Origin of the sequence: Alteromonas sp. McT4-15, from assembly GCF_020515205.1 — a bacterium.
Lineage (GTDB): Bacteria > Pseudomonadota > Gammaproteobacteria > Enterobacterales > Alteromonadaceae > Alteromonas.
Genome location: NZ_JAJALG010000027.1, coordinates 33,277 through 57,225 on the forward strand (window position 1 = coordinate 33,277; position 23,949 = coordinate 57,225).

Here is a 23,949-nt window from a genome sequence, read left to right on the forward strand (position 1 = left end):
ATATGTGGCGAACTATACGGATTTTGTCGCTAATTGGAAGAGCGCAGGCGACGAAGACCGTCTAGAGAACAATTGGCGACCCATTGTGAAATTGGTTTCCCATCAGGCATTACCATTGTGGGGGCTATTTCAAACAATGGCACCATTACAAACTCACGTTCTGCCATGCCATAGTGAGGCACAACAAGGTCAGCGGTATCAATAGTTTCACTACCATAGAGTAAAATATCTAAATCAAGCGTACGTGGACCCCAGCGTTCGCCCTTGCGCTCGCGACCCTCTTCAAGTTCAATACGTTGTAGCTGCTTGAGTAAACCATGGGGTTTCAATGCTGTTTCAATCAAACATACTGCATTGATATAGTCCGGTTGGTCTTGAGGTCCCATTGGTTTACTTGAATAAAGTGAAGATGTCTTAAGTAACCGAGTATCTTCAATCTTGGCAATCGCATCAAAGGCATTGCGCGCTTTACCTTGGCTGTCACCAAGGTTGCTACCTACACCAATATAAACATGTTCTTTATGCATCTGAGTCTCTTTTGGCTGGACGGCGCTTACGCTTTCTAGGCGTACTCTTCGAGCCTTCCGTTTTTCTAAGCGCGTTTAACATGCCTTTTTGCTTGCCATTTTCGGCATGCTGGAAGTGAGTCCACCACTGTGCAAGTTCAAGTAAGTCGCCACCCTCTGTTTGCCCTCGGGCAAGCAAGAAGTCGTAGCCCGCTCTGAATTTAGGATGACTTAATAACTGAAAAGCACGACGACCAAATCGTTTGGGTAAACGCTGTTGTAATATCCAAATATCGCGCACCACAGTTGAAAAGCGCTTGGGTATCATGATGCGCTGCGTTTGGCGTGCGATAACCTCGCCTGAAGCAATGTTAAAGGCATCATGTGCATTTAGGCCAGATTCTGCTTGTAAGCGCTGAGATTGTTCTTCTACTGGGTACCATAAAAGTGCAGCATACAAAAACGCTGGTGTAACGCGCTGATTACTGTTAATTCGCTCATCGGTATTGGCTAACACACGGCGAACAAACTGCATTTCCCGGCTGTTTTCATCTTTTAAAAATGGTGCAAGCTGAGGAAACAATGGTTCTATCAGACCGTATTCATGCAACATCAAAAACGTTGCTTCGCCTTTGCCAGATAAAAAGAGCTTCAACGTCTCTTCAAATAAACGGGCAGGGGGAATGTTTTGTAGCAAGTTTGCCAGTGACTTGATGGGCGCAGCGGTGTGTTTTTCAATTTGCATCGAAAGTTTCACAGCAAATCGAACAGCACGAAGCATTCGCACAGGGTCTTCGCGATAGCGAGTTTCTGGGTCACCTATCAGTGCAACCTCGCGCTTTTCAATGGCTTCAAGTCCATTAGCAAAGTCTTTGACTGTGAAATCTGCCACGCTGTAGTACATGGCGTTAAAGGTGAAGTCGCGGCGTTCAGCATCTTCTTCTATCGAGCCAAACACATTATCGCGAACGAGCTGGCCGTGGGCGTCGCGTTTAGCAATTGCTTTGCCTTTAGGTATGGTGTCATCGTCATCGGATTCTTGGTGGTGCCCACGAAACGTGGCAACCTCAATGATTTCTCGACCAAAAACAATATGTGCAAGCCTGAAACGGCGACCAATCAAACGACAATTTTTAAATAGCCCTTTAATTTGCTCTGGTGTGGCATTGGTTACTACATCGAAGTCTTTCGGTTCATGTCCCATCAAAATATCGCGTACACAGCCGCCAACTAGATACGACTCAAAACCGGCTCCGTTAAGGCGATACATCACCTTTAACGCATTCGCACTGATATCTTCACGAGATATACCGTGCTCACCACGTGTCATAGTTCTAGGCTTTAATTTGTTATCTGACGAGCTCTCTTTTGAAAAAGCGCGTTTAACAGATTTAAAAACACGATGAATGATGATGGTATCTCCGCAGACTATAAAGGTTCGCTATAATAAGTGGATTCATGTTGTGGAACAATAATTTCGGGCGTTTTAACGACTTTTTTCCTGTCCCACACTGAAATAGCATAGTTTAACAATACTGACACATTTTCAAACGCTGTAGCATCAGGGAATGAAAAACCGAAAAAGCGCATTGCTCTTACAAGGTTTTCAAGCGGTGTTAGATTGTTGATGGGAGTAGCTCGATTTTGCTTGCTAAGTTTTCTACCGGGGGCGACAGAGGCAACAGGTACATGACCGTACGTTGGCATGCTAAATCCGAGTTCACCGTAAACTGCGCGTTGTAAAGCAGTAACGTCAATAAGATCACAGCCACGAATAATGTGAGTTACATGTTGAAAAACATCATCAAGCACAACAACTAAATTGTAAGAAAATAACCCATCTCGACGTTTAAGCACTGCATCTTCCGCGCGACTGGTTTGAAGTGGAACTGCAACGTTGCCCATAATGACATCGTTAAAGCCTTCAAGTGATGTATCGAGTTTCAACCTTATGGCAGTGCCTTCTGTGGAAACTGTATAGCCCTTATCGCGGCAATGGCCATTGTATTGCCCCCCCATAGCTTTGATTTGCTTGCGGGTACACGTACAAAAGTAAGCTCGCTGCTGTGAGATAAGCTCATCGAGTTTGTCTTGGTATCGAGCATGCTGCTGACTTTGATAAATAACCTCGTCATCCCAACACAATCCATGCTTTTCTAAGGTGGTAAGAATATCCTTGTCGACACCTGAGATACAGCGTGGCTCGTCAATATCTTCCATGCGCACAAGCCATTTGCCGTTGTGATGCCTAGCGTCTAGATAGCTGGCTACAGCGGTAACGAGTGAACCAAAATGAAGTTGGCCTGAAGGAGAGGGAGCAAAACGCCCTACATAGTTTTCATGCATAATAACAAAAAGCCCCATCGTTTCGGGATGAGGCTTTCACAATGACTCTAGCTAGGTGCGTTGCGCTTAGCCTTGAAGTTGTTTTTCTTTGATTTCAGCCATTGTCTTACAGTCGATACAAAGGTCAGCTGTAGGACGAGCTTCTAGACGACGAATACCAATTTCAATTCCACAAGAATCGCAGAAACCGAAATCGTCTTCTTCGATGCGCTTAAGCGTTTTTTCAATTTTCTTTATTAGCTTACGCTCACGGTCACGTGTACGTAACTCTAGGCTGAACTCTTCTTCTTGCGCGGCGCGGTCCACTGGATCAGGGAAGTTTGCTGCTTCGTCCTTCATGTGGGTTACCGTGCGATCAACTTCTTCGCGAAGCTGGTTACGCCATGCTTTTAGCAATAGACGGAAGTGCTCCATTTGGGGCTCGCCCATGTACTCTTCGTCTGGTTTTGCTTCGTATGGCTGCAAACCTGCCAGCGCTAATAGTCCTAGGGATTTTGTTTCTTTTCCTGTTGGCATATGCCACATCTCCTACACTACGACATCCATCTTGTCCTGATTGGACCGATATCTATATCAGACTCGACAGCTTCAGGCAATCAATCGTGTCTATGTAATTATTATGCTGGTAATTAGCGTCTGTTGAACTTTGCTCTAAAACGTCAAGAAAAGGCCAACAGACACTAACTCTTTTTACACAAGCCTTGCGGCTTCCAGCTAACGCAATTAATGCGTTCTCCCATTAAAACAAGGCGCAAATATGGCGTCGAAATGAAAAAAATCAACCTATTTTTTACAAAATAACTGGGAGTGATTGATTTAAAATAAGTTTTTGTTCATCAATTGTACAGCCGGCTGCCACTATCTTTACGCCTGCATTCGCCGCAGCTTTTACGCTTTTTGCATAGGTTGGATCAATATGTGACGCAATGCGTACACTTTCTATTGCCGTATGTTGCACACAAAAAAGTAAATATGTTGGTATACCAGACTCGGCCAGCCGCGCAAGCTCTAAACAGTGCTTTGCTCCTCGCTGTGTAACTGCATCAGGGAAGTAACCTTTATTAGTTTCAGCCAGTGTCACCGACTTTACTTCCATGTAGGCAATATCTTTGTGGCGGGTTAATGCGAAATCGAATCGACTATTTGCATTAGGTGGTGTTACTTCCGCTTTAAATGATGTTACGTCAGAAAAAATGCTAAGCACCTTGTTATTCAATGCTTGTGCCACCAACTTATTAGCATTGTGGGTATTAATACCAATAAAATGGCCGCTAAACGTTTGTGCCAGTTCCCAAGTGTATTTGAGTTTTCGCTTAGGGTTGGTAGATTCACTTAAATATACGGTGTATCCGGGTTCAGCGCAGCCTGTCATCGCACCAGTGTTAGGGCAATGCGCGGTTACTATAGTACCGTTAGCAAGTTCAACGTCGGCCAAAAATCGTTTGTATCTTTTTATAAGCGTGCCGCGTATGAGTGAAGATGAAAATTCCATGATTCTCCTTAATTGTGAGAACAAGCGCGCAGAATAACAGACATTTATGCAAGCCAGAATGTGCTTGCGAATTATTAGGACATAAAGGAGCCACATCTAATGGCAATATTTACCGTTAGCCTATCGACAGAAACCGCTCAAAGTACATGGGGCGAAGGCGCTAAACTTTCGTTTACCGAGTCTGGCGCGGTCATTCATTTACCCGATGAGTCACACAACGAGCGCATAATTCAACAAGCAGCAAGAAAGCTCGACGGTCTGAACTTGCCTGAAGTCTCTTTAGCGGGTGAGTGGCACAAAGAGCAGCAATGGGCGTTCGCCATGAGCTTTACGCGTGCGCGCAAGCCTGGCGCCATTACTTGGGTCGACAATGCTGATAAATCGGCATTAGAGCAAGAGTACGCAGCATTACTGTTTACTCGACAACTGGTTAACGATACACCCGAAGACTTAAGCCCAGAGACATTAGCAGAACGTGCGGCAACGTGGCTTGCGTCACTTGGCGGTGACAAGGTTTCTTATACGATGACCGTTGGAGAAGACCTGAAAGAGCAGGGGTGGATTGGCATTTACAACGTAGGTCGCGGTAGTGAGCGCCCGCCTGCCATGCTAGTACTAGATTACAATCCTACTGGAAACGACAGCGCTCCAGTAGATGCAGTGCTAGTGGGTAAAGGTATCACTTTCGACAGTGGTGGTTATAGCATTAAATCAAGTGAAGGCATGCTTGATATGAAATGCGATATGGGTGGTGCCGCAACGGTAACAGGGGCACTCGGCTTAGCGATTACGCAAGGTATTGAAAAGCGTATTCAGTTGATTTTGTGTTGTGCTGAAAACTTAATTAGTGGACATGCTTACAAACTGGGCGATGTACTCACATACAAAAACGGGGTAACCGTTGAAGTGGTGAATACCGACGCTGAAGGTCGCTTGGTACTTGCAGATGGTTTGATGGCCGCAACTGACACCGGCGCTCCGCTTATTATCGATGCTGCGACGCTCACAGGCGCAGCGGTAGTGGCACTAGGCTCTGATTACCATGGAATTTTTTCACTAGATGAAAATGCACAGGCACAAATGTTAGCGGCGGCAAAAGCAGAAAACGAGCGCTTCTGGCCACTACCGTTAGAAGCATTTCATGCAGAGCGCTGCCCATCAGCCTTCGCTGATACTGCCAATAGCCGTCCGATGAAAGGTGGCGGTGGCGGCGGTGCCTCAAATGCAGCGGGCTTTTTGTCTAGATTCGTAAAACATGAAGGCTGGGTTCACTTAGACTTGGCGGCTGCTTATCACGGTGGTGCAACAGCTGAAATGCCGGTTGGCGCAACAGCTAAGGGTATTCGTTCGATTGCACGCATGCTAAAAGATTATAAGCCCTCTTAACCTTTTTAAGCGGCGCATAGCAATGAAAAAGGCACAATCGCAGGATTGTGCCTTTTTTCAATTTTATAGGGCATGAATCAGGCTAGATGCCGCCTAAGCGCTCTGCTAATTGCTTATAACGCTCAACATCGCCACTATCAAAAAGTGGGTTGCCGTCGGTATCTTTGTCCTTCGACACTAAAAGGCTCTCACGCTCCAAACGCTCAACGCGAACTTCTTGTACACCTAAAAACGCGGCTACCTCTTTGACTGTCATTAAACTCATTGTATTTATCCACTTGTTGTATTTTGGTTATTCTTATTCTTGAAGTTAAAAGTCACGAACAAAAACGTCGGAACCTGTCATTACATCAAAAGCCATGCAGTTAAGACATTATCCAAAAGGTGTAGATAGTCAATACCCTTTGCCTTAAAACGTTTAAGCATCTATACCATGACTAAGAAAATTAGGTAATGTTCCGTCGTTACCTTATTATTTAAGCGTATATTTATTATTTTTCGAGTAATTTTCGCTTTCAATGCGAGATTGGTGTTTTTAACTTGCGTAGCTTGGTTTACCATTGCGCGCCAATACCGCCTTGCCCTTTATCACATTCTGGAGAGTACTATTAATGGATACTTGGTCTGCTGCAATCATGCTTTTTTTGATCATGGATCCACTCGGTAATCTGCCTGTGTTTATGTCGGTGCTAAAGTCAATCGAGCCTAAACGACGTCAATTTATTATGATTCGCGAGTTGCTCTTTGCGTTGGGCATTTTGTTTTTGTTTCTGTTCAGTGGGCAGTCGGTGCTTAACTTTTTGAATGTCGAACAAGAAACGGTGAGCATTGCTGGTGGTATCATTTTATTTTTAATCGCACTAAAAATGATTTTTCCTTCTTCGGGTAACCCTAGTGGACTCGCCGTGGGTGAAGAGCCGTTTTTAGTTCCTCTTGCTATTCCCATGATTGCAGGCCCATCAACGCTGGCGGCACTTATTCTCTTGGCCAACCAAGCGCCTGATAGAATGACAGATTGGTCTATCGCGCTTGCTGCATCGTGGTCAATTAGCGCCGTAATATTGATGTTCTCAAACGTATTTCACAAAATTCTCGGTGAGCGAGGCCTAGTGGCAATGGAGCGCTTAATGGGGATGATCTTAGTTATGATAGCTATTCAAATGTTATTGGATGGTGTGTCTCAATACTTTATGCATGCCACTGGAGCACTATAAATGGCGAAGCAAAAACTCAATACATTTGGTCGTGTTCGCGCACTTGAAGGTTGGAAAGCGGTTGCGTTTGGCGCAGCATTGCTTGAACGCATGTTGCCGAACTACGCGCTTTTCTGTGAAGTCACAGAAACAGGCGATGCTACTGGTCTTCGCAACTGCCTTAACTTGGTGTGGGAGTCGCTGAAGTCGCCTAAAAGCAAATTCAATGTTGCTGTTCAGTTGGAAAAGGTCGAAGTTGCCACACCTGATACGAGTGAATTTGATAATTACGGCGTTTACCCTGCAATTGATGCCGCTATTGGTTTGGCCGGATTGCTCAATTTAGTCGCGGGTGATGATCCTCAAGGTGCGGTGGTTATTAGCAAATTGTCGCAAGGCAGCGTTGAAGCATACCTTCTAGCGACAGATGAAGCGGACGATGAAAGTGTAAAATCGCACCCGCTTATGGAGTTTGAAGTGGAAGTGCAAAACGAGCTTTTAGACTATGTTGAACAAGCCAAGTATCCGGCTAAAGCTGTTGATGAAATGAAACAGCTTGCGTTAGAGGCTGGTATCTCGAATATAGGGCTTGAAATGTAGCCTAGTGTGTCAACTAACAACTTCTATCAGCATGTAGACTAGTGCATTTGTGCGCTTTTCTTTAGTAATTTGCCAGTTATCCGGTAACGGCGGCGTTGATAAGCTGCTTTCGTGCTCTAGATAAATAACACTCCCCACTTGTACATTGCTTACCAGAGCATTGAGCGCTGGCTCAACCAAGTTTTGATTAAAGGGTGGGTCGACAAAAACAATGTCATAAGGCGTTTGTGCAAGAGACTTCACTATGTTCAGCGCATCGCCATTATGGACACGGGCAGTAACGGCTGGCTCGACTTTCAGCGTTGCTAAATTCGCTTTCAATTGCGCACTGGCTTGCTTATCTAATTCAATAAAGTCACAGTGCGTGGCATAACGAGAAAGCGCTTCTAGTCCCAAACCTCCTGAGCCTGCAAAAAGATCTAGGCAACGGGCGCCGTTAACACGCTGCATAAGCCAGTTAAATAGCGTTTCTTTATTTCTATCTGTGGTAGGTCGTAACCCTTGTGCATCCAGCACGGGGAGCTTGCGTCCTCGCCATTGGCCCCCAATTATACGTATTTGGCCCGGTTGTCCGCGTTGCGGTGCATGCACATTTTTTGCGGTCTGACGTTTTTTTGCGGAAGATGGTGCCCGAGATGGGCGAGAAACTCGCTTCATAGTGGCTGACAATGGTATCATGCGTTCATACAATAGGCGGCAAGTGTAGCCGAATTTGCTCAGAATTTATAAGGATTTGTCCTAACAATGTCGAAACTTTTTGGCTGGTTCAGCAAGAATAAAAAAGCAGAGAAAGAAAAAGCGCAACAGGCGCAAGAGGTAGCGCAGCAACAAGCGCAAGAAAATGCCGCAGCAGAAAAACGAGCGCAAGCTGAGGCGGAAGCACAAGCGAAGGCGCAAGCTGAGGCAGAAGCGCAGGCGAAGGCGCAAGCTGAGGCAGAAGCACAGGCAAGAGCGCAAGCTGAGGCGGAAGCACAGGCCAAGGCGCAAGCTGAGGCGGAAGCACAGGCAATGGCGCAAGCTGAAGCAGAAGCACAAGCGAAGGCGCAAGCTGAGGCAGAAGCACAGGCGAAGGCGCAAGCTGAAGCAGAGGCACAAGCACAAGCAAAGGCGCAAGCTGAGGCGAAGGCACAAGCTGAAGCAGAGGCACAGGCAAAGGCGCAAGCCGAGGCGAAGGCGCAAGCTGAGGCGGAAGCACAGGCAAAAGCGCAAGCTGAGGCGGAAGCACAGGCGAAGGCGCAAGCTGAAGCAGAAGCACAGGCGAAGGCGCAAGCTGAAGCAGAAGCACAGGCAAAGGCGCAAGCTGAAGCAGAAGCACAGGCGAAGGCGCAAGCTGAGGCAGAAGCACAGGCTAAAGCGCAAGCTGAGGCTGAACCAAAAGAGAAAAAGTCTCTTTTTGCTCGATTAAAAGACAGTTTGTCACGTACGAAAGAAAATTTAGGTAGTGGTATCGTTAGCTTGTTTAAAGGCAAGGCTATAGACGATGAGCTATATGAAGATCTTGAAACTCAGTTACTTGTCGCCGACGTGGGCATGGACACCACGCAAAAGATAATCAATCACCTTACCGACAGTGCCTCGCGCAAACAGCTTAAAGATGCTGAAGCCTTATTAGACATTCTTAAGCAACAAATGGCAGGTATGCTGTCAAAAGTGAACCAACCGTTACCTGAAGTTATGCAAGCGCACGACGCAGCTGAAGGGCCTTTCGTTATCCTTATGGTGGGCGTAAACGGCGTAGGTAAAACCACAACTATCGGCAAACTAGCTAAGCAGTTCCAGCAACAGGGCAAAAAAGTCATGCTAGCTGCGGGCGATACTTTTAGAGCGGCAGCGGTGGAGCAGCTGCAGGTGTGGGGTGAGCGCAATGATATTCCGGTTATTGCTCAGCATACAGGTGCTGACAGTGCATCGGTACTGTACGATGCACTTGAAGCGGCAAAATCACGTGGTACTGATGTGCTGATTGCCGATACTGCAGGCCGTTTGCAAAACAAAAACAATTTAATGGAAGAACTCAAAAAAGTGGTTAGGGTAATGAAAAAGCTTAACCCCAATGCGCCTCATGAAGTCATGTTGACATTAGATGCTGGAACAGGACAGAACGCTGTTAGTCAGGCTAAATTGTTTAATGAAGCAGTTGGTTTAACGGGGATCACATTGACCAAGTTAGATGGCACAGCAAAAGGTGGCGTTATATTCTCTATTGCTGATCAGTTTAACATTCCGATAAGGTATATAGGTGTCGGCGAGAGCATTGACGATTTACGTCAATTCGATGGCCAAGAATTTATAGATGCCTTGTTTAGCGAAATGGAAACACCACAAAGCTAATCTAACGCGGCAGTAGGGAACAATAATGATAAAGTTTGAGCAGGTAAGCAAAACCTACCCTGGCGGCCAGCGCGCCTTAAGTAAGGTGAATTTCCATATCGCCCCAGGGGAAATGGCCTTTCTAACGGGCCACTCTGGTGCGGGTAAAAGCACATTGCTCAAACTTATCAGTATTATGGAGCGACCTACTGTAGGTAGAGTGCTTATTAATGGGCATGATCTAAATAGTATTACTCGCCGTGACATTGCTTATATCCGTCGTGATATCGGCATGATTTTTCAAAGTCATCAGCTGCTTATGGATAAAACAGTTTTTGACAATGTTGCATTGCCGTTAGTTATTGAAGGGTATACTCACAAAGAAATACGCAAGCGTGTTGAAGCTGCACTTGAAATGGTGGGTCTACGAGACAAGGTCAGATGCTTGCCTATTACGCTTTCTGGTGGTGAGCAACAGCGCGTTGGCATAGCACGAGCCGTTGTGAATAAACCTCCTTTGTTATTGGCCGACGAACCAACTGGTAACCTTGACCCTAAACTGTCGATGGAAATCATTCGCCTTTTTGAAGATTTCAATCAAGCTGGTGTGTCAGTGCTTATTGCCACCCACGATTTAGGACTCATTGCTCGCATGCGCTACCGCACGCTAACGCTTAAGAATGGACAAATGATTACCGATGGGTTGACCGAAGAGTTAGACACCACCGTCGATGGAGACTGGTCATGAGTATTTTGTTCAAAGGCCGAGCCCAAGGTGCTTCATCGTCAAAGGTTGGATTACTGCAAACCATTGTGATGTTTTTTGTGAGCCATGTCAGACAAGCGCTTTCAAGCCTAGGTGAATTATGGCGACAGCCCATGGCATCGCTCATGACCATAGGTGTTTTGGGACTAAGTATCACATTGCCAAGCACCTTGTATATTATGGTCAAAAACACCGAAAAAATTACCGCAGGGTGGGACCAGGCATCGGAGATATCCTTGTTTCTAAAGCCCAATGTGTCGGCGACTAGTTCACAACAACTGGTAGCTCGGCTCAACACATGGTCGGAAATCGACAGTGTGGTATACATTCCAGCTGATGACGCATTAAAAGAGTTTCAGCATTTATCAGGACTCGGTGATGCCATTGCCTACCTAGAAAAAAATCCGCTGCCCGATGTTGTATTAGTTACGCCAAATGAAAAACACGCGTCGCCTACCGCAGCGCAAGCACTGTTAGATAAACTAAGGCAACAGCGAGAAGTCGATGTAGGTAAGCTAGATATTGAGTGGCTTGAGCGCCTCTATGCGGTCATTGATATCGCCAGAGACTTGGTCACGTTAATTGGCCTATTGTTATTTATTGCAGTGGTGCTAATTATCGGTAACACCATTCGCCTTAATATCCTCAATAAGTATGATGAAATCGTCGTAATGAAATTGGTAGGCGCGACAGATGCATTTATCCATCGTCCGTTTTTGTACACGGGCTTTTGGTATGGGCTGCTTGGTGGCTTAATGGCCTGGTTTGCGGTGATCATTATTTTATGGTGGATGGATAGCAGTATTACAACATTTGCTTCTATGTATCAAAAAGAGTTCAACATCACAGGGTTAACCGGAAGTGCGTTACTGACTATGTTGGGGTTATCTATATTACTCGGATTGTTAGGCTCTCTGATTTCAGTGCAGCGTCACGTGCGACAAATTGAGCCCAAATAATTTTTGAACACAGAATTTTAGGAAATATAATTTAAGTAGATATAGCTTAAAAAACAGCGTAATTAAAAAAGGCCCTTGTAGGGCCTTTTTGCTTTTTATAACAAATGCTAAGCAATCGCGCGGGGGTAATGTGATGAAATGGCACTTCTTACGCCGTTACCCCATACAATGGCCTGATTGTACAAAACGTGAAGCTGCTTTTGGTCAATATCCAATAGCTTTGCTTGCTTGATAACATTCATCCAAAGGGCACTTTCAAAAGCCCTTACTAATGTCATGTAACTATTTAATTCAACATTCTTACCCAGCAAGGCATCGTTTACCTCTTCTGATAGTGGAAGCTGCTTTAATATGTCTGTCATTGATTGGTCAAGCAGACCTTCTAGCAGTGAAAACAAACCAACCAAAAATGAAATAGGCGGGTTGTTTTTGAGTCCCCGGCGTTCAGCAAGCAAGTCGAAGAACTTGGCGCGAACCAAAGACATATGGATAATTTCAAGCGGCTTTTCGTCACCTAAATTCGTTAGGCTTAGTAGCGCGATAAACTTCTTAATCTCTACTTCTCCCATGTAATTCAATGCATGGCGAAGTGAAGTGATTTTGTATCGCTTATTGATAGTTGGGTTATTGATAAACTTCAGCAGTAAAAAGCTTAATGTTGCATCGCGCTCAATAATTTGACTGATGCGCGCAATGTCAAAGTCAGCATTAGCGCTTTCGCCCATCAAGTCCACGACATTCATTTTCGATGCTGGCAATTGTCTAAGAATACGCGCTTCTGGCTGAGAGAAAAAATACCCTTGGAAGAAGTCAAAGCCTAAGTCAACGCACGTTGAAAAATTGTCCTGAGTGTTAACTTGCTCAGCGACTAATTGCACATTGGCATCGTGATAACGGGGGATTTGTTTCTCAATGGTCTCAAAGCGACCCTTTGTAACGTCAACTTTAACGATATCAATAAGTGGAAAAATGTCGTGTTTTGAGCCCACCATCATAGGATCGTCAATGGCCAGCTGAAAACCTAATTGCTTTATGTGCTGACACGCTTCAAACAAACCGCTACTTGTGTCGGTAGGGTCAGCAAGCTCTACCACGACAGAGTCGGGATTCAAATTTGTAGGGAAGCGAGAAATAAGTGTGTCAGAAGAAAATGTGATGAATGACTTCTTCTCACCACAGATGTCGTCTAAACCCAGAGGGTGAAATTGCTCGGTAATAAACTTTGATTTTTCTTCGCTATGCTCTGGATAAGATCCACTCTTACCGTCGCGAAAAAGCAGTTCGTATGCAAAAACACTTTTGCTTTTATCTAATATGGGCTGACGGGCAATAAACGCGAACATAATTCTTTCCTGATTCAACATGGTAGCGCGTGCCTAATAAGATTTGATTGCCTATCCTTTGGCGCCAAACCGGCTCAAACGCATTACTTAACTCTATGAGCCTGCTTAAAAAATAGCAGCTCTTTTTGTAGTCTAAGATATGTAAACGCAAACTAACAACTATTGTTGTTATTAATTCTACTCATTATTGTCGTTAAGCGCTGCGTTGTGCATATGTTTCGCCCATTTTATTGCTTCATTGTAGTAGCTATGCAGTAGGCTTTGTTTAATCTCATACTTGTTTGCAAACTGCTGAATACCCGCCCATTTTGCGCGTTCGAAGTACTGCGACAGTGTGAGGCAGTTGCGAAGCAAACCCGGTTTTCCACACAAGGCATCTTTTACCTCATCGCTTATTGGCACTTTACTCACCAGATCTTCAATACTTTGTTCCATCATGGCATCAAGTAGCGATAGTAAGCCCGTCAAAAAGCCTGTCATTGGGTCGTCATTGCTATGAATTTTGGTGTACACCAATTCACAAAATTTAGCGCGAACCAGTGCCATTTGCATGAGTTCGGTTGGTTGACCATCATTCAAATTCGCAAGCGCAAGCAACGAAATAAACTTCTTCACTTCTAACTCGCCCATAAAGGTCAAAGCGTGTTTAAGTGAAGTGATCTTGTGACGTTTGTTGACTAAGGGGTTATTGATAAAGCGCAGTAGCAAATAGGTTAATGATGGATCGCGCTCAATAATTTTGTTCACTTCGTCAAAGTTGAGTTTGCTTTGACTACTCAATGTCATCAGCTGCATCATTGTTAAGCTGCTTGGGCCTAGCTTGCGATGTCGAACAATTTCTGGTCGGGCTAAAAAATAACCCTGAAAATAGTCGAAACCCATTTCCTTGAACTTTCGAAACTCTTCGTAGGTTTCGATTCGCTCAGCGACAAGTTTTATTTTTTTCGATTTAAAGCGTTCTACAAGGGCGGGAATTTTGTCGTGAGGGATTTCTGTAATATCGATTTTGACGACACTAGTGAAAGGGATGAAGTCCTCCCATTTCCCTTTCATATCATAGTCGTCTAGTGCAATCGGGTAACCTAACCCTCTGATGTGCTTGCATGCCGCGACAAGTGCATCATCCACCTCAACTGTCTCAACCACTTCTATGACGACTTTGCTTGCATCAAGCGATGTGGGAAAGCGAAACATGAGGGTGTCACGGTGAAAATTAATAAACGCCTTCTTATCACCTGTGATTTCTTCTATACCCAAACTCAGGTGAGTGGAGGTAAGAATTTTCGACGTTGCCTCATCAGGAGGAATATCAGGGAAGCAGTTTTCTTCGCCAATTCTAAAAAGTAATTCGTAGGCGTAAACTTCGCGATTTACATCGAATATAGGTTGTCTAGCGACATAAGCAAACATCAAATCCCTCTTTGCTGCATGAATGGCATCCCTTATACATCGACTTATTTTTTATAGTTTGTGTCTAAAGAAAAGCGCTGCAGCGGTAGTAGTGCAAAAAATCGATTACATCAATCTATTATTTTCAGTTTCCATTGCGAAAAGCAAGACATATCATGTGTTGCAACAAATCAAATAGCCTAATTGATACTAATTGATAAGTTAAGCGAGCGAATACGGTAGTTTTCATCACGCTGAGATTAGCGGTAAACAAAAATTTATTCGCGTCCGTATAATACTATTGTAATAAAAAGTCGTATTATTAAGTTCCACTCTTGCAATTTATAAGCGTTCTTGTGACCAAGTTAGTTTATAGGTGGGAGTATCTACAGAAATTTGAACTTTTTTTCTACATGTAGGTCTTGATATTGTGTGAAAAGTCACTATACCTACATATCGGTTAGACTTCATATCTTAATTAGGTCTCGCGCGGCTTCAGTTACTTTGCTAATATGAAGCGGCAATAAATGAGGTGAACAATGAGCAATAATTTGCAATCTATGGCCCTGTCAGTGCCACACAGCGGTAGCATCGAAGGCTACATTCAAGCTGTAAGCAGCATTGATATGCTTAGCGCTGAGGAAGAGCGCGAGTTGGCAGTGCGCCTTCGCGAAGACGAAGACTTACAAGCCGCTCGAAAGCTAGTAATGTCACATCTTCGTTTTGTTGTGCACATTGCAAAGTCTTATTCAGGTTACGGCTTGCCACAAGCTGATCTAATTCAAGAAGGTAATATCGGTCTGATGAAAGCCGTTAAGCGTTTTGACCCTACAGTGGGCGTTCGCTTGGTTTCTTTTGCGGTACATTGGATCAAAGCCGAAATTCATGAGTTTGTACTTAAAAACTGGCGCATCGTTAAAGTTGCGACCACGAAGGCACAGCGTAAGTTGTTCTTTAATTTACGTAAAGCGAAGAAACGCCTTGGCTGGTTTACGCATGATGAAGTACAGACGGTTGCTGACGAATTGGGTGTGAGTACAAAAGAAGTGCTTCAGATGGAAGCGCGTATGAGCAGCCAAGACCAAGCGTTTGATTTAACGGCAGATGAAGACGAAACGGGCAATTTTGCACCTGTTCAATACTTGGAAGATAAATCTTCTGACGTAGAAACTGATGTTATTAATAACGACTGGGACAAAGCTGCAAGTAAGCGCCTATATTCAGCCATCAAGACGCTTGATGAGCGCAGTCAAGATATCATCGAGACGCGTTGGTTGGCAGATAACAAAATTACGCTGCAAGATTTAGCTGACAAGTACCAAGTGTCTGCAGAGCGCGTTCGTCAAATCGAAAAGAACGCGATGAAGAAGCTGCAAGCAGCAATGGTAGCGTAAAGCTATTTTAGAGATACAAAAAAGCGCCTGAATGGCGCTTTTTTATTATCTGTTGACCTGTCTTACCTTGCGTTAAGCCGACTATTATTGTTAATAAGCTGAGCTTTAACGCTTATTCTTCTTCGTTCTTAGACGGGGGAAGTACCCAAAATACACCTTCAAACTCCGCAACAGGGTTATCTCCATCAAGGATCGCCACACTTAACTCAAAGCGTGCTTTATGGTTCTTCTCTAAAGGCTTAAACTTCCCTGACAGCGTTTCGATATTGCAGATTGCACGTGGCTTCATGGTAATGGGTTTGTGATAGTGAATGTCACCGTCGCCAAGCACGATGTCTCCGTCTAACCCACGCTCTTTTAACTGCAGATAAATCATTCCCCATCCCGTAAGGGTGGCCAATGAAAAAATACTACCAGCAAACATAGTACCGTGAATATTGATGTTTTTATTCAGTGAAGCGCGGGTCTCTAAGGTTCTTCCCGTATACTGATAAAGCTTAATACCCATGTGCTCAGTGATAGGAATAGTTTCTGTCCACGTATCTTGTAGCGTCTTACACCATTTAGGGTGCAGCACAAGGGTGTTGTTTTCAGAAAACTTCTTCACCATCTGCTGGCGTTTAAGCATGCCCAATTCGTTAGGGGCTTCACGCTCAATCTCAAAACCACAGGCACTGAAAAAATCGATAGAGATTTCTCGACTATTGGTTACTGCGCGAATTGCCCCTAAGTCTTTAGCGACGTTCTCAAGTGCTGCCATCATCATTTGCCCCAACCCTTTTCTAAGATGTTCGGGGTGTACGGCAATATGGCGAATTTGCGCTTCTTCAGCCGTGTTTAAATGCACGCGACCGCAGGCAACAATGTCACCGTTACGGTTAGTAATAATGCGGTGTTCGGCAACTTGTTCATATTCATCTTTTTCCGACCCAGGAGGGAAGTTCCAAGGCTGGCGTAAATGCTCCCAGCGAAAATGAAAGTAAGCGTCAAACTCGGCATCGCTCTTTGGCGTTACAACCTTGTACACAATAAACCGACCTTTTTGTAAGAGTGAATTGCTATTTAAACGTAACCGTTACCTTGGCACAAGTTTAAATATGTAAGCAGAAATACGTTGAAGCATTGGTGCAACACTATCGTGGGTTACACCTGAAAATGAAATGTCACGGGTCCATCGTTAATGAGGCCCACTTGCATATCAGCACCAAATTGCCCTGTAGCAACGCGCATTCCTTTTTTATTGAGTGCTTCAATGAATTTATGATAAATCGCCTCGCCATGCTGTGGAGTGGCGCCCCTGGAAAAGCCGGGACGGTTGCCTTTTTGAGTATCTGCAACTAACGTAAACTGCGACACAACTAAAATTTCACCATCAATTTGCTCGACGTTTAAATTCATCTTACCGTCTTCATCACTAAACATGCGATAACGGCATAATTTGTTAGCGAGCTTTTCAATTTGCGCATCGCCATCGTCTTTTTCAACACCAAGCAACACGAGCATGCCTTTACCAATTTCGCCCACAACTTCGCCGGCTACTGTGACATTCGCTTGTGAAACGCGTTGGATTAGTCCTATCACTTCTTTGACTCCCGAAGAAAACGCGACATATCACGGGTTGCTCTGCACAAAGCGTACCCAATACTGGGTTCTGATGTGCTGTGCCCCGCATCTGGAATAATCTGCAATTGACTTTGAGGCCATGCTTTGTGAAGCATTTCTGCGGCTTCTGTCTTGCAGATCATGTCGTATCGACCGTGAATTATAGTGGCGGGAATATGGCGTATTTTGTCTATATTATCAAGAATATAGTTCTCGGGGATAAAGCATTTATTTGAAAGGAAATGGCATTCTAGCGTGGCTAGGCAGGTGACTAACTGCATGGGATAGTGAGAAGTACAATCACCAACGCCAGGCGGTAGCGTAATACGCGATAGACGTTCTTCCCATTGATACCACCGTTTTAGTGCGGCATGACGCAACACTTCATTGTTTGAATGCAGGGCTTCGCTGTAAAAATCGCAAACCGCGGCGGTAGTGATAGGCTCAGGAATATCTTTAGTGAATTTCCTGTAGTACTCAGGAAACAGTTGTGCTGCGCAACCTTGAGGAGAAAGAAACCAGTCTCTATCTTGCTGTCTTGCCAGAAATACACCGCGTAATATTAACCCTGTCACCCTTTGAGGATATTCAATTGCATAAAGCAACGCTAAGGTAGAGCCCCACGACCCACCAAACAGCAATAACTGAGAAATGCCTAAGTGCTCGCGCAATACATTAATATCGTTGACGTTGTTTGCCGTGTCGTTATTTGATGTTGAGGCTATAGGAGTAGAGCGACCACAGCCACGCTGCTCATAGCCTATAATGCGATACTTGTTGCTGTCGAAAAAGCACTTATAGTTGGGTGGCAGACCTGCACCGGGTCCACCGTGAACAAACAATACAGGTATCCCGTTAGGGTTACCACTTTGCTCGAAGTAGAGCGAGTGCCCGCTTCCTACGTCTATAAATCCATTTTGATAGCAGGTGACATCGGGGTAAAGTCGTTTCATTTTGTTTCTGCGCGTTGTGCGAGTGCCTGTTTTAGTTTAATTTATCATTATAAGACTTACGCGAGCTTACCGCTTTCACCTTCCTAACGCCGAATCTTGTTGGTTGTTTCACAAAAAGATAAACGCTAGAAAAAGTGTTATGCGTACTAGCTAATCACATTATAGTCATAAATGCGAGGATGTTTATATGGCAGGTCAAGGATCAGGTGGTAACGTTATTGCCGCTATTTGTAACTTTTTTATCCCTGGTTTAGGGCATTTAGTACAAGGCCGCATTTTAGGAGCGCTGTTTTACTTCGTAGCGGTAGGTGTGTCTTATGCACTTGCGGCCACTGTGGTGTTAGCCGTTGTATTTTGGCCCCTAGGTGTCATTTTACATTTAATTTGTATTATCAGCGCAGCGCGCTACAAGGGTGGAGATTAGCCTAATGAAACTCATAGCATCAGTCTTTGTGGCAATGGTAGCCCTTAGCGGTTGTCAGTCTGCTTACTATGCGGCATGGGAAAAGGTTGGCGTAGAAAAGCGCGATATCTTAGTAGACCGTGTTGAAAATGCCAAAGAGTCACAAGAAGACGCGCAAGAGCAGTTTAGTTCTGCACTTGAAGCATTTAGTGCTGCGGTTGCCTTTGATGGCGGTGAACTTGAAGATGTATATGACCGTTTAAACGGGCAGTACGAAGATAGCGTAGCGGCTGCCGAAGAGGTGAGTGCTCGTATCGATAAGGTGGAAAGTGTTGCCGAAGCGCTCTTCGATGAATGGCAGGAAGAGCTAGAAAAGTACCAAAATGCATCGCTTAAGCGTGATAGTGCTGCAAAGTTGCGTGAAACGCAGCGTCGTTATAAGTCGCTTATGAGCGCTATGCGAAATGCTGAAAGCAAAATGCCGCCAGTATTAACGGCCTTACAAGACAATGTGTTGTATTTAAAACACAACCTAAATGCGAGTGCCATTGGTGCACTGCAAGGTGAATTATCGACTATTGAGAACAATGTTGCTCAGCTTATTCGCCAAATGAACTCAGCCATTGCTGAGTCTGATGCGTTTATTGCGTCAATGAAAAACTAATAGCAGAGCTATTTAGAAAGGGAGCTGCAGCTCCCTTTTTTTGTGCGTAATTCACGCGCTAGATAGCTTCTATCCTCACACCTATTCTTGAGGGACCTTTCTGGGCTCGTGTTCCGCTTTTCTATTCTCAAATGCTTCACCCAAACTACATGTGAATTCGGCACCAAATAACACGATGATCCACGACAAATAAACCCAGAAAAACAAGATGGGTATAACCGCAAGTGCACCGTAAATTAACTCATAAGAGGGAAAGTTGGTGACGTAAAGTGCAAAACCTGACTTTGTCATTTCAAATGCGATAGTGGCAACTAACGCACCCGCGAAGGCGTGGCGCGCAAATACCCGTCTGTTTGGCACTACCATATACAAAATAGCGAACGCGAGCATGGCAGCGCCGCTTGGCACTAAACTGAGCAAGAAAGTGCCAAGGCCTGGTGTATATTCTTCGGTAAACGCAGCAAGGCCTGTTAGATATGAACTTACAATAACACTTGAGCCAATAAGCATGGGGCCAAGCGTTATAACCATCCAATAAATCGCAAAGGTATAGATGATGGGTCTGTCACTTTGCGTACGCCATATTCGATTAAGGGTTTTATCGACATTTGAAATAAGCAAAAGTGCAACGACGAGCAGTGACAAAATACCAATGGCACTCATTTGTGACGCATTTCCCACAAAGTCAGTCATGTATTTGTGAACAACATCACTGGCGGTTGGCACAAAGTTACTAAAAATAAAGTGCTCGAGCTTGCTGCGTACCGATGCGAATGCGGGAAACGCTGACATTATGGTAAACGTCACCATTATAAAAGGGACAAGCGAGAGTAAAGTGACATAAGCTAAATGCCCAGCGGACACCGCAATATTGTCTTCTTTGCAGCGCTTAATAAAGATATCAAAGAGATCTTTGACCTGCGGGGCAACGTCCCTATATATGGCTTTTACCCTGTCTAAATCCACGCTAGCTCTCCCGATAACACTCAATGACTTAAGATAAGAATAAGGTGCACCTTAGCGCACCTTATGAAATGTTAACTGTGAGAAGACGTTGTAGCAAAACTTTTGTGTAAAAAGCTATTTATCCGTTTCCGCGCACTCCAAGCATGTGACAAATGGCATAGCTCAACTCACTGCGATTAAGCGTGTAGAAGTGAAAATGTTTAACGCCTTCTTTTGCCAACACTTTAACTTGGTCCATGGCAATGTTGGCACCAATAAGGTTACGTGTTGCTTGGTCGTCCTCATCTAATCCGTCGAACATTTTATGTAGCCAACCCGGTACGTGCACATTGGTAAACCCGGCAAACTTCACCAAAGTTTGGTAATTGGTAACGGGTAATATTCCGGGCACCAGGTCTAGGTCTACCCCTGCGGCGGCGGCACGGTCTCTAAAGCGTAAGAATACGCTGGTATCAAAAAAGAACTGTGAAATGGCTTCTGTGGCGCCCGCTTCAGCTTTGCGCTTTAAATTCAGTAGATCGAATTGAGCGTTAGGTGCTTCAGGGTGTTTTTCAGGATACGCTGCAACTGAAATGTCAAAATCAGCCACGTCTTTTAGCAATGCGACTAAGTCTGACGCGTACATTTCTGTTTTATCGACACCCGGTGGTAAGTCACCACGCAGGGCAACGATACGGCGAATGCCGGAGTCCCAGTAATCTTGTGCAATTTGCTTTAACTCTTCACGGCTTGCATCAACACAGGTTAAATGCGGCACAGCTGCTACGCCTGTTTGTTGTTGAATGCGCTTTACCACATCGTGTGTTCTATCGCGCTCGCCACTGTTTGCACCATAGGTTACTGACATATAACTTGGTTTTAGCGGCGCAAGACGCTCAACTGATTTCCAGAGTGTTTTTTCCATGGCTTCGGTTTTCGGTGGGAAAAACTCAAAAGACACATCAATATCACGCAGCTCTGATAGTGACTGATTTAATGCATCGATACCCTGTGCGTAAGAAACCATGGCTTATTCTCTCAAAATAGTAATCATATAGACGTTTAGACGTCTAAATTAAAGAATATATGTCTAGACGTCAAGAGGTTTACACTGCTCAATTGACCTTTTCGTGAACTTGTTTAGAATTTCTATTCATAACATAAATAAGAGTAGACCGAGTTAGTACAATGGCAGAATGGAACGGTAAATATATTCACCCCTACGCAGAGCATGGTAAAAAGAGCGAACAGGTTAAGAAAGTCACTGTTTCTATACCCATTAATGTGCTTAAAGCGTTGACAGACGAACGCACTCGTCGGCAGATAAATAATTTACGACACGCAACCAATTCAGAGTTGCTGTGCGAAGCATTTCTACATGCATTTACAGGGCAACCCCTGCCCAATGATGATGATTTGAGAAAAGACAATCCTAATCGCGTGCCGGCAGAAGCTAGACGTATTATGGAAGAGATGGGCATAGACCCTAGTTTCGAGAATGACGTGACAGAAGACGCGTAAGCAAATACTCAACAATTGTTGGCTATAGATAATGAAAAACGGCGCTTAAGATAAGCGCCGTTTTTATTAGTTGTTATTCAGCATTTGGTGTTTGCACGATGCGCGCTACACCAGACTCAATAGCGGCTTTTGATACCGCAGACGCGATACGTTCACACAAGCGAGGGTCCATAGGCTTCGGGATAATATAGTCCTTACCAAACGTCAAACTCTCACTTTTACTTGCCGCAAGTACCTCTGCTGGCACCTCTTCTTTAGTGATAGCGCGCAGCGCTTCAACCGCGGCCACTTTCATCTCATCGTTAATGGCTTTAGCACGTACATCCAGAGCACCACGGAAGATGAACGGGAAGCACAGTACGTTGTTTACTTGGTTCGGGTAGTCCGAACGGCCAGTGGCCATAATTAAGTCTTTGCGTACTTCGTGAGCAAGTTCAGGCTTTATTTCTGGGTCTGGGTTTGAACAAGCAAACACAATTGGGTTTTCAGCCATTAATGCTAACGTTTCTGGAGGCAGTACATCTGGACCAGAAACGCCTACAAATATATCAGCGCCTTCCATCACGTCTTCAAGAGTGCGCTTGTCAGTATTATTTGCAAAGAGCTTTTTATGTTCGGTTAAATCCTCGCGACGAGTGTGAATAACCCCTTTTCTATCGAGCATGTAAATACGCTCGCGCTGCGCGCCGCACTTAATCAGTAGCTCCATGCATGCAACAGCCGCTGCGCCTGCGCCCATGCATACAATCTTGGCGCTCTCTATCGACTTACCTTGAATTTCAAGGGCATTAAGCATACCCGCAGCGGTAACGATAGCTGTTCCGTGTTGATCGTCATGGAACACAGGGATATTACAGCGCTTGATAAGTTCTTGTTCTATTTCAAAACATTCTGGCGCTTTGATATCTTCTAAGTTAATACCGCCAAACGTGTCTGCAATGTTGGCTACCGTGTTAATAAACTCTTCGGTAGTTCTGTGCTTAACTTCAATATCAATGGCATCGAGTCCAGCGAAGCGTTTAAACAAAAGCGCTTTACCTTCCATTACAGGTTTAGATGCTAAAGGTCCAAGATTACCCAGTCCTAAAATAGCAGTACCGTTACTAATAACAGCAACCATATTGCCTTTCGCAGTATACTTATAGGCGTTATCAGGATCTTCAGCTATTTCTCTGACAGGCTCGGCAACGCCGGGACTATAGGCGAGTGCAAGATCGTCAACGCTATCAGCCGGGGTAGAAAGCTCCACGCGAATTTTTCCCGGCGTGGGTTTAGCATGGTAATCAAGTGCGCGTTGTCTAAAATCTGACATGTAAAATGGTATCCTTAGATGTAGGGTTCATCGGTGTCTTCGCTCACGCCTTGTACGCATTTTTATCGTTGTTATTGTTAATGTTACAGCAAGGGTTACACGACGTTTTTGTTAGAATTAATCCAGCCTTAGCTGATGCACAGGCAATAGTAAGGTATTATTCACAAAATTAATACTCACTATATCGCTTGTTGATCGCAACTCTAACACAGCCTTTCACTGTGTACATATCTGATCAGAATTCTCATGTACCAATGTAGGTGACGCGTACTTATTAGACCAGTAATATAGCGCTATAATTGCCATTCATATGATTTATTAATGACATCAACCTCATACGCATACTGTATTTTTAAATGTGGGGATGTGGGTAACAAAAACAGTCTTACGCAGTTGGCTGTAATCGTTCAGGAGAAGTATTTGTGACGGATAGAAAGCTTGTTAACGTGCTTACCGATGTGTGCGAAGCGGCTAAAAAAGACGGTGTTGGCTTTGTGTGGCTTACCCACACCGGACACTGGCATGCGCCTCATGTCGTTGCGGTGTTTCAAACTGAGTCGCAGCGCAACGCGGCAGTTACCTCGCAGTGGAATATGGACTTTATAAACAGTGTGAATATTGCCTTAGATAGTATTAAGTCTCAGGCTGCTTCAATACGTTTTGATAGCGAGGAAAAATGTAAACGGTTGAGTGGTGGCAATTGGGACAGACATTTGCAAACTCATCACTTGCATTAATGCCTAGGCAATAAAAAAGCGCCATATAGGTAATGCCGTTCACTTAAGGTGAGCGGCATTTTTCTTTCTGCTGTATCGCTGTGGTCTCTTCTTAACTGTTCGGGGGAAGCTGCGTTCTCGCCGTGGAG

26 protein-coding genes are annotated in these 23,949 nt (G+C 44.6%); 11 read left to right on the forward strand and 15 right to left on the reverse strand.

From position 1 onward, the window contains the following. Window positions 1–29: 29 nt before the first annotated feature. From folK to sfsA, 5 genes are all read right to left on the reverse strand, one after another. On the reverse strand, window positions 30–527 hold the full coding sequence (gene folK / locus LHL20_RS15910; protein ID WP_202262670.1) for a 2-amino-4-hydroxy-6-hydroxymethyldihydropteridine diphosphokinase: 498 nt from the start codon (window positions 525–527) through the stop codon (window positions 30–32). After that, on the reverse strand, window positions 520–1,836 hold the full coding sequence (pcnB, locus tag LHL20_RS15915) for a polynucleotide adenylyltransferase PcnB (protein ID WP_226433997.1): 1,317 nt from the start codon (window positions 1,834–1,836) through the stop codon (window positions 520–522). Before pcnB ends, folK begins: the two co-directional genes overlap by 8 nt. 98 nt (window positions 1,837–1,934) lie before the next feature. Beyond that, a complete protein-coding gene (gene gluQRS, locus LHL20_RS15920) occupies window positions 1,935–2,852 on the reverse strand; it encodes a tRNA glutamyl-Q(34) synthetase GluQRS (protein WP_226433998.1) in 918 nt (305 codons plus the stop codon). 66 nt (window positions 2,853–2,918) lie between these two features. Then, a complete protein-coding gene (gene dksA / locus LHL20_RS15925; RefSeq protein WP_159627589.1) occupies window positions 2,919–3,368 on the reverse strand; it encodes an RNA polymerase-binding protein DksA in 450 nt (149 codons plus the stop codon). A 274-nt stretch (window positions 3,369–3,642) separates the two neighbouring features. After that, window positions 3,643–4,344: a DNA/RNA nuclease SfsA gene (gene sfsA, locus LHL20_RS15930; RefSeq protein WP_226433999.1), complete on the reverse strand. Its 702-nt coding sequence runs from the start codon at window positions 4,342–4,344 to the stop codon at window positions 3,643–3,645. A gap of 99 nt (window positions 4,345–4,443) precedes the next feature. Here sfsA and pepB point away from each other — a divergent pair, with 99 nt between their 5' ends. Further along, window positions 4,444–5,730: an aminopeptidase PepB gene (gene pepB, locus LHL20_RS15935; protein WP_226434000.1), complete on the forward strand. Its 1,287-nt coding sequence runs from the start codon at window positions 4,444–4,446 to the stop codon at window positions 5,728–5,730. Window positions 5,731–5,812: 82 nt separating this feature from the next. Here the strand turns inward: pepB and LHL20_RS15940 are convergent, their stop codons facing one another. Next, on the reverse strand, window positions 5,813–5,995 hold the full coding sequence (locus tag LHL20_RS15940; RefSeq protein WP_159627583.1) for a helix-turn-helix domain-containing protein: 183 nt from the start codon (window positions 5,993–5,995) through the stop codon (window positions 5,813–5,815). A 346-nt stretch (window positions 5,996–6,341) separates the two neighbouring features. Between LHL20_RS15940 and LHL20_RS15945 the strand changes: the two genes are divergently transcribed. Together LHL20_RS15945 and LHL20_RS15950 are read left to right on the forward strand one after the other, a co-directional pair. Then, on the forward strand, window positions 6,342–6,944 hold the full coding sequence (locus LHL20_RS15945; protein ID WP_159627581.1) for a YhgN family NAAT transporter: 603 nt from the start codon (window positions 6,342–6,344) through the stop codon (window positions 6,942–6,944). Then, window positions 6,945–7,523 carry a YjaG family protein gene (locus LHL20_RS15950; RefSeq protein ID WP_226434001.1) on the forward strand — a complete coding sequence of 193 codons (579 nt, stop codon included), beginning with the start codon at window positions 6,945–6,947 and terminating at the stop codon, window positions 7,521–7,523. 9 nt (window positions 7,524–7,532) lie between these two features. Here the strand turns inward: LHL20_RS15950 and rsmD are convergent, their stop codons facing one another. Beyond that, window positions 7,533–8,201, reverse strand: coding sequence for a 16S rRNA (guanine(966)-N(2))-methyltransferase RsmD (rsmD, locus tag LHL20_RS15955; protein ID WP_226434002.1), 669 nt, complete (start codon window positions 8,199–8,201; stop codon window positions 7,533–7,535). 66 nt (window positions 8,202–8,267) lie between these two features. Here rsmD and ftsY point away from each other — a divergent pair, with 66 nt between their 5' ends. Genes ftsY through ftsX form a run of 3 tightly spaced genes read left to right on the forward strand, consistent with a single transcriptional unit; the run spans window position 8,268 to window position 11,558 of the window. Further along, a complete protein-coding gene (gene ftsY, locus LHL20_RS15960; RefSeq protein ID WP_226434003.1) occupies window positions 8,268–9,854 on the forward strand; it encodes a signal recognition particle-docking protein FtsY in 1,587 nt (528 codons plus the stop codon). 25 nt (window positions 9,855–9,879) lie between these two features. Further along, on the forward strand, window positions 9,880–10,581 hold the full coding sequence (gene ftsE / locus LHL20_RS15965) for a cell division ATP-binding protein FtsE (RefSeq protein WP_202262662.1): 702 nt from the start codon (window positions 9,880–9,882) through the stop codon (window positions 10,579–10,581). Beyond that, window positions 10,578–11,558, forward strand: coding sequence for a permease-like cell division protein FtsX (gene ftsX, locus LHL20_RS15970; RefSeq protein ID WP_226434004.1), 981 nt, complete (start codon window positions 10,578–10,580; stop codon window positions 11,556–11,558). Before ftsE ends, ftsX begins: the two co-directional genes overlap by 4 nt. Before the next feature lie 107 nt (window positions 11,559–11,665). Here ftsX and LHL20_RS15975 read toward each other — a convergent pair whose 3' ends face one another. Next, complete coding sequence (locus LHL20_RS15975) at window positions 11,666–12,901, reverse strand: EAL and HDOD domain-containing protein (protein ID WP_226434005.1); 1,236 nt, start codon at window positions 12,899–12,901, stop codon at window positions 11,666–11,668. Between the two features lie 177 nt (window positions 12,902–13,078). After that, window positions 13,079–14,311: an EAL and HDOD domain-containing protein gene (locus tag LHL20_RS15980; protein ID WP_226434006.1), complete on the reverse strand. Its 1,233-nt coding sequence runs from the start codon at window positions 14,309–14,311 to the stop codon at window positions 13,079–13,081. A gap of 518 nt (window positions 14,312–14,829) precedes the next feature. Here LHL20_RS15980 and rpoH point away from each other — a divergent pair. Then, on the forward strand, window positions 14,830–15,684 hold the full coding sequence (gene rpoH / locus LHL20_RS15985; RefSeq protein WP_159627563.1) for an RNA polymerase sigma factor RpoH: 855 nt from the start codon (window positions 14,830–14,832) through the stop codon (window positions 15,682–15,684). Window positions 15,685–15,796: 112 nt separating this feature from the next. On the opposite strand, the gene LHL20_RS15990 is transcribed toward rpoH, so the two are convergent. From LHL20_RS15990 to pip, 3 genes are all read right to left on the reverse strand, one after another. Next, the gene (locus LHL20_RS15990; protein WP_159627561.1) at window positions 15,797–16,711 is read right to left on the reverse strand and encodes a bifunctional GNAT family N-acetyltransferase/hotdog fold thioesterase; all 915 of its coding nucleotides are present in this window, start codon (window positions 16,709–16,711) and stop codon (window positions 15,797–15,799) included. 116 nt (window positions 16,712–16,827) lie between these two features. Further along, window positions 16,828–17,265, reverse strand: coding sequence for a D-aminoacyl-tRNA deacylase (gene dtd / locus LHL20_RS15995; RefSeq protein ID WP_159627559.1), 438 nt, complete (start codon window positions 17,263–17,265; stop codon window positions 16,828–16,830). Next, complete coding sequence (gene pip / locus LHL20_RS16000; protein ID WP_226434007.1) at window positions 17,262–18,239, reverse strand: prolyl aminopeptidase; 978 nt, start codon at window positions 18,237–18,239, stop codon at window positions 17,262–17,264. The genes dtd and pip overlap by 4 nt, the downstream gene beginning before the upstream one ends. Window positions 18,240–18,426: 187 nt before the next feature. On the opposite strand from pip, the gene LHL20_RS16005 reads away from it, so the two are divergent. Together LHL20_RS16005 and LHL20_RS16010 are read left to right on the forward strand one after the other, a co-directional pair. Further along, entirely contained in the window at window positions 18,427–18,663 is a 237-nt protein-coding gene (locus tag LHL20_RS16005; RefSeq protein WP_159627555.1) for a hypothetical protein, read from the forward strand. A gap of 4 nt (window positions 18,664–18,667) precedes the next feature. Beyond that, entirely contained in the window at window positions 18,668–19,306 is a 639-nt protein-coding gene (locus LHL20_RS16010; RefSeq protein WP_159627553.1) for a DUF2959 domain-containing protein, read from the forward strand. An 81-nt stretch (window positions 19,307–19,387) separates the two neighbouring features. Here LHL20_RS16010 and LHL20_RS16015 read toward each other — a convergent pair whose 3' ends face one another. Next, complete coding sequence (locus LHL20_RS16015; RefSeq protein WP_226434008.1) at window positions 19,388–20,272, reverse strand: virulence factor BrkB family protein; 885 nt, start codon at window positions 20,270–20,272, stop codon at window positions 19,388–19,390. 118 nt (window positions 20,273–20,390) lie between these two features. Beyond that, window positions 20,391–21,278, reverse strand: coding sequence for a methylenetetrahydrofolate reductase (gene metF / locus LHL20_RS16020; protein ID WP_159627549.1), 888 nt, complete (start codon window positions 21,276–21,278; stop codon window positions 20,391–20,393). A gap of 161 nt (window positions 21,279–21,439) precedes the next feature. On the opposite strand from metF, the gene metJ reads away from it, so the two are divergent. After that, complete coding sequence (gene metJ, locus LHL20_RS16025) at window positions 21,440–21,772, forward strand: met regulon transcriptional regulator MetJ (protein WP_159627547.1); 333 nt, start codon at window positions 21,440–21,442, stop codon at window positions 21,770–21,772. A 73-nt stretch (window positions 21,773–21,845) separates the two neighbouring features. On the opposite strand, the gene LHL20_RS16030 is transcribed toward metJ, so the two are convergent. Then, on the reverse strand, window positions 21,846–23,084 hold the full coding sequence (locus LHL20_RS16030; protein WP_159627545.1) for a malic enzyme-like NAD(P)-binding protein: 1,239 nt from the start codon (window positions 23,082–23,084) through the stop codon (window positions 21,846–21,848). A 422-nt stretch (window positions 23,085–23,506) separates the two neighbouring features. On the opposite strand from LHL20_RS16030, the gene LHL20_RS16035 reads away from it, so the two are divergent. Next, window positions 23,507–23,821, forward strand: coding sequence for a hypothetical protein (locus tag LHL20_RS16035; RefSeq protein ID WP_226434009.1), 315 nt, complete (start codon window positions 23,507–23,509; stop codon window positions 23,819–23,821). Window positions 23,822–23,949 lie beyond the last annotated feature (128 nt).

What these genes read in the sequence shown, in the direction of transcription:
- pepB (WP_226434000.1), top strand. Translation starts at nt 4,444, where the DNA reads ATGGCAATATTTACCGTTAGCCTATCGACAGAAACCGCTCAAAGTACA.
- metF (WP_159627549.1), bottom strand. Translation starts at nt 21,278, where the DNA reads ATGGTTTCTTACGCACAGGGTATCGATGCATTAAATCAGTCACTATCA.
- rpoH (WP_159627563.1), top strand. Translation starts at nt 14,830, where the DNA reads ATGAGCAATAATTTGCAATCTATGGCCCTGTCAGTGCCACACAGCGGT.
- rsmD (WP_226434002.1), bottom strand. Translation starts at nt 8,201, where the DNA reads ATGATACCATTGTCAGCCACTATGAAGCGAGTTTCTCGCCCATCTCGG.
- folK (WP_202262670.1), bottom strand. Translation starts at nt 527, where the DNA reads ATGCATAAAGAACATGTTTATATTGGTGTAGGTAGCAACCTTGGTGAC.
- ftsE (WP_202262662.1), top strand. Translation starts at nt 9,880, where the DNA reads ATGATAAAGTTTGAGCAGGTAAGCAAAACCTACCCTGGCGGCCAGCGC.
- sfsA (WP_226433999.1), bottom strand. Translation starts at nt 4,344, where the DNA reads ATGGAATTTTCATCTTCACTCATACGCGGCACGCTTATAAAAAGATAC.
- LHL20_RS15950 (WP_226434001.1), top strand. Translation starts at nt 6,945, where the DNA reads ATGGCGAAGCAAAAACTCAATACATTTGGTCGTGTTCGCGCACTTGAA.
- ftsY (WP_226434003.1), top strand. Translation starts at nt 8,268, where the DNA reads ATGTCGAAACTTTTTGGCTGGTTCAGCAAGAATAAAAAAGCAGAGAAA.
- pcnB (WP_226433997.1), bottom strand. Translation starts at nt 1,836, where the DNA reads ATGACACGTGGTGAGCACGGTATATCTCGTGAAGATATCAGTGCGAAT.
- metJ (WP_159627547.1), top strand. Translation starts at nt 21,440, where the DNA reads ATGGCAGAATGGAACGGTAAATATATTCACCCCTACGCAGAGCATGGT.
- LHL20_RS15940 (WP_159627583.1), bottom strand. Translation starts at nt 5,995, where the DNA reads ATGAGTTTAATGACAGTCAAAGAGGTAGCCGCGTTTTTAGGTGTACAA.
- LHL20_RS16005 (WP_159627555.1), top strand. Translation starts at nt 18,427, where the DNA reads ATGGCAGGTCAAGGATCAGGTGGTAACGTTATTGCCGCTATTTGTAAC.
- gluQRS (WP_226433998.1), bottom strand. Translation starts at nt 2,852, where the DNA reads ATGCATGAAAACTATGTAGGGCGTTTTGCTCCCTCTCCTTCAGGCCAA.
- LHL20_RS15975 (WP_226434005.1), bottom strand. Translation starts at nt 12,901, where the DNA reads ATGTTCGCGTTTATTGCCCGTCAGCCCATATTAGATAAAAGCAAAAGT.
- LHL20_RS15980 (WP_226434006.1), bottom strand. Translation starts at nt 14,311, where the DNA reads ATGTTTGCTTATGTCGCTAGACAACCTATATTCGATGTAAATCGCGAA.
- pip (WP_226434007.1), bottom strand. Translation starts at nt 18,239, where the DNA reads ATGAAACGACTTTACCCCGATGTCACCTGCTATCAAAATGGATTTATA.
- LHL20_RS16010 (WP_159627553.1), top strand. Translation starts at nt 18,668, where the DNA reads ATGAAACTCATAGCATCAGTCTTTGTGGCAATGGTAGCCCTTAGCGGT.
- dksA (WP_159627589.1), bottom strand. Translation starts at nt 3,368, where the DNA reads ATGCCAACAGGAAAAGAAACAAAATCCCTAGGACTATTAGCGCTGGCA.
- LHL20_RS15945 (WP_159627581.1), top strand. Translation starts at nt 6,342, where the DNA reads ATGGATACTTGGTCTGCTGCAATCATGCTTTTTTTGATCATGGATCCA.
- ftsX (WP_226434004.1), top strand. Translation starts at nt 10,578, where the DNA reads ATGAGTATTTTGTTCAAAGGCCGAGCCCAAGGTGCTTCATCGTCAAAG.
- LHL20_RS16030 (WP_159627545.1), bottom strand. Translation starts at nt 23,084, where the DNA reads ATGTCAGATTTTAGACAACGCGCACTTGATTACCATGCTAAACCCACG.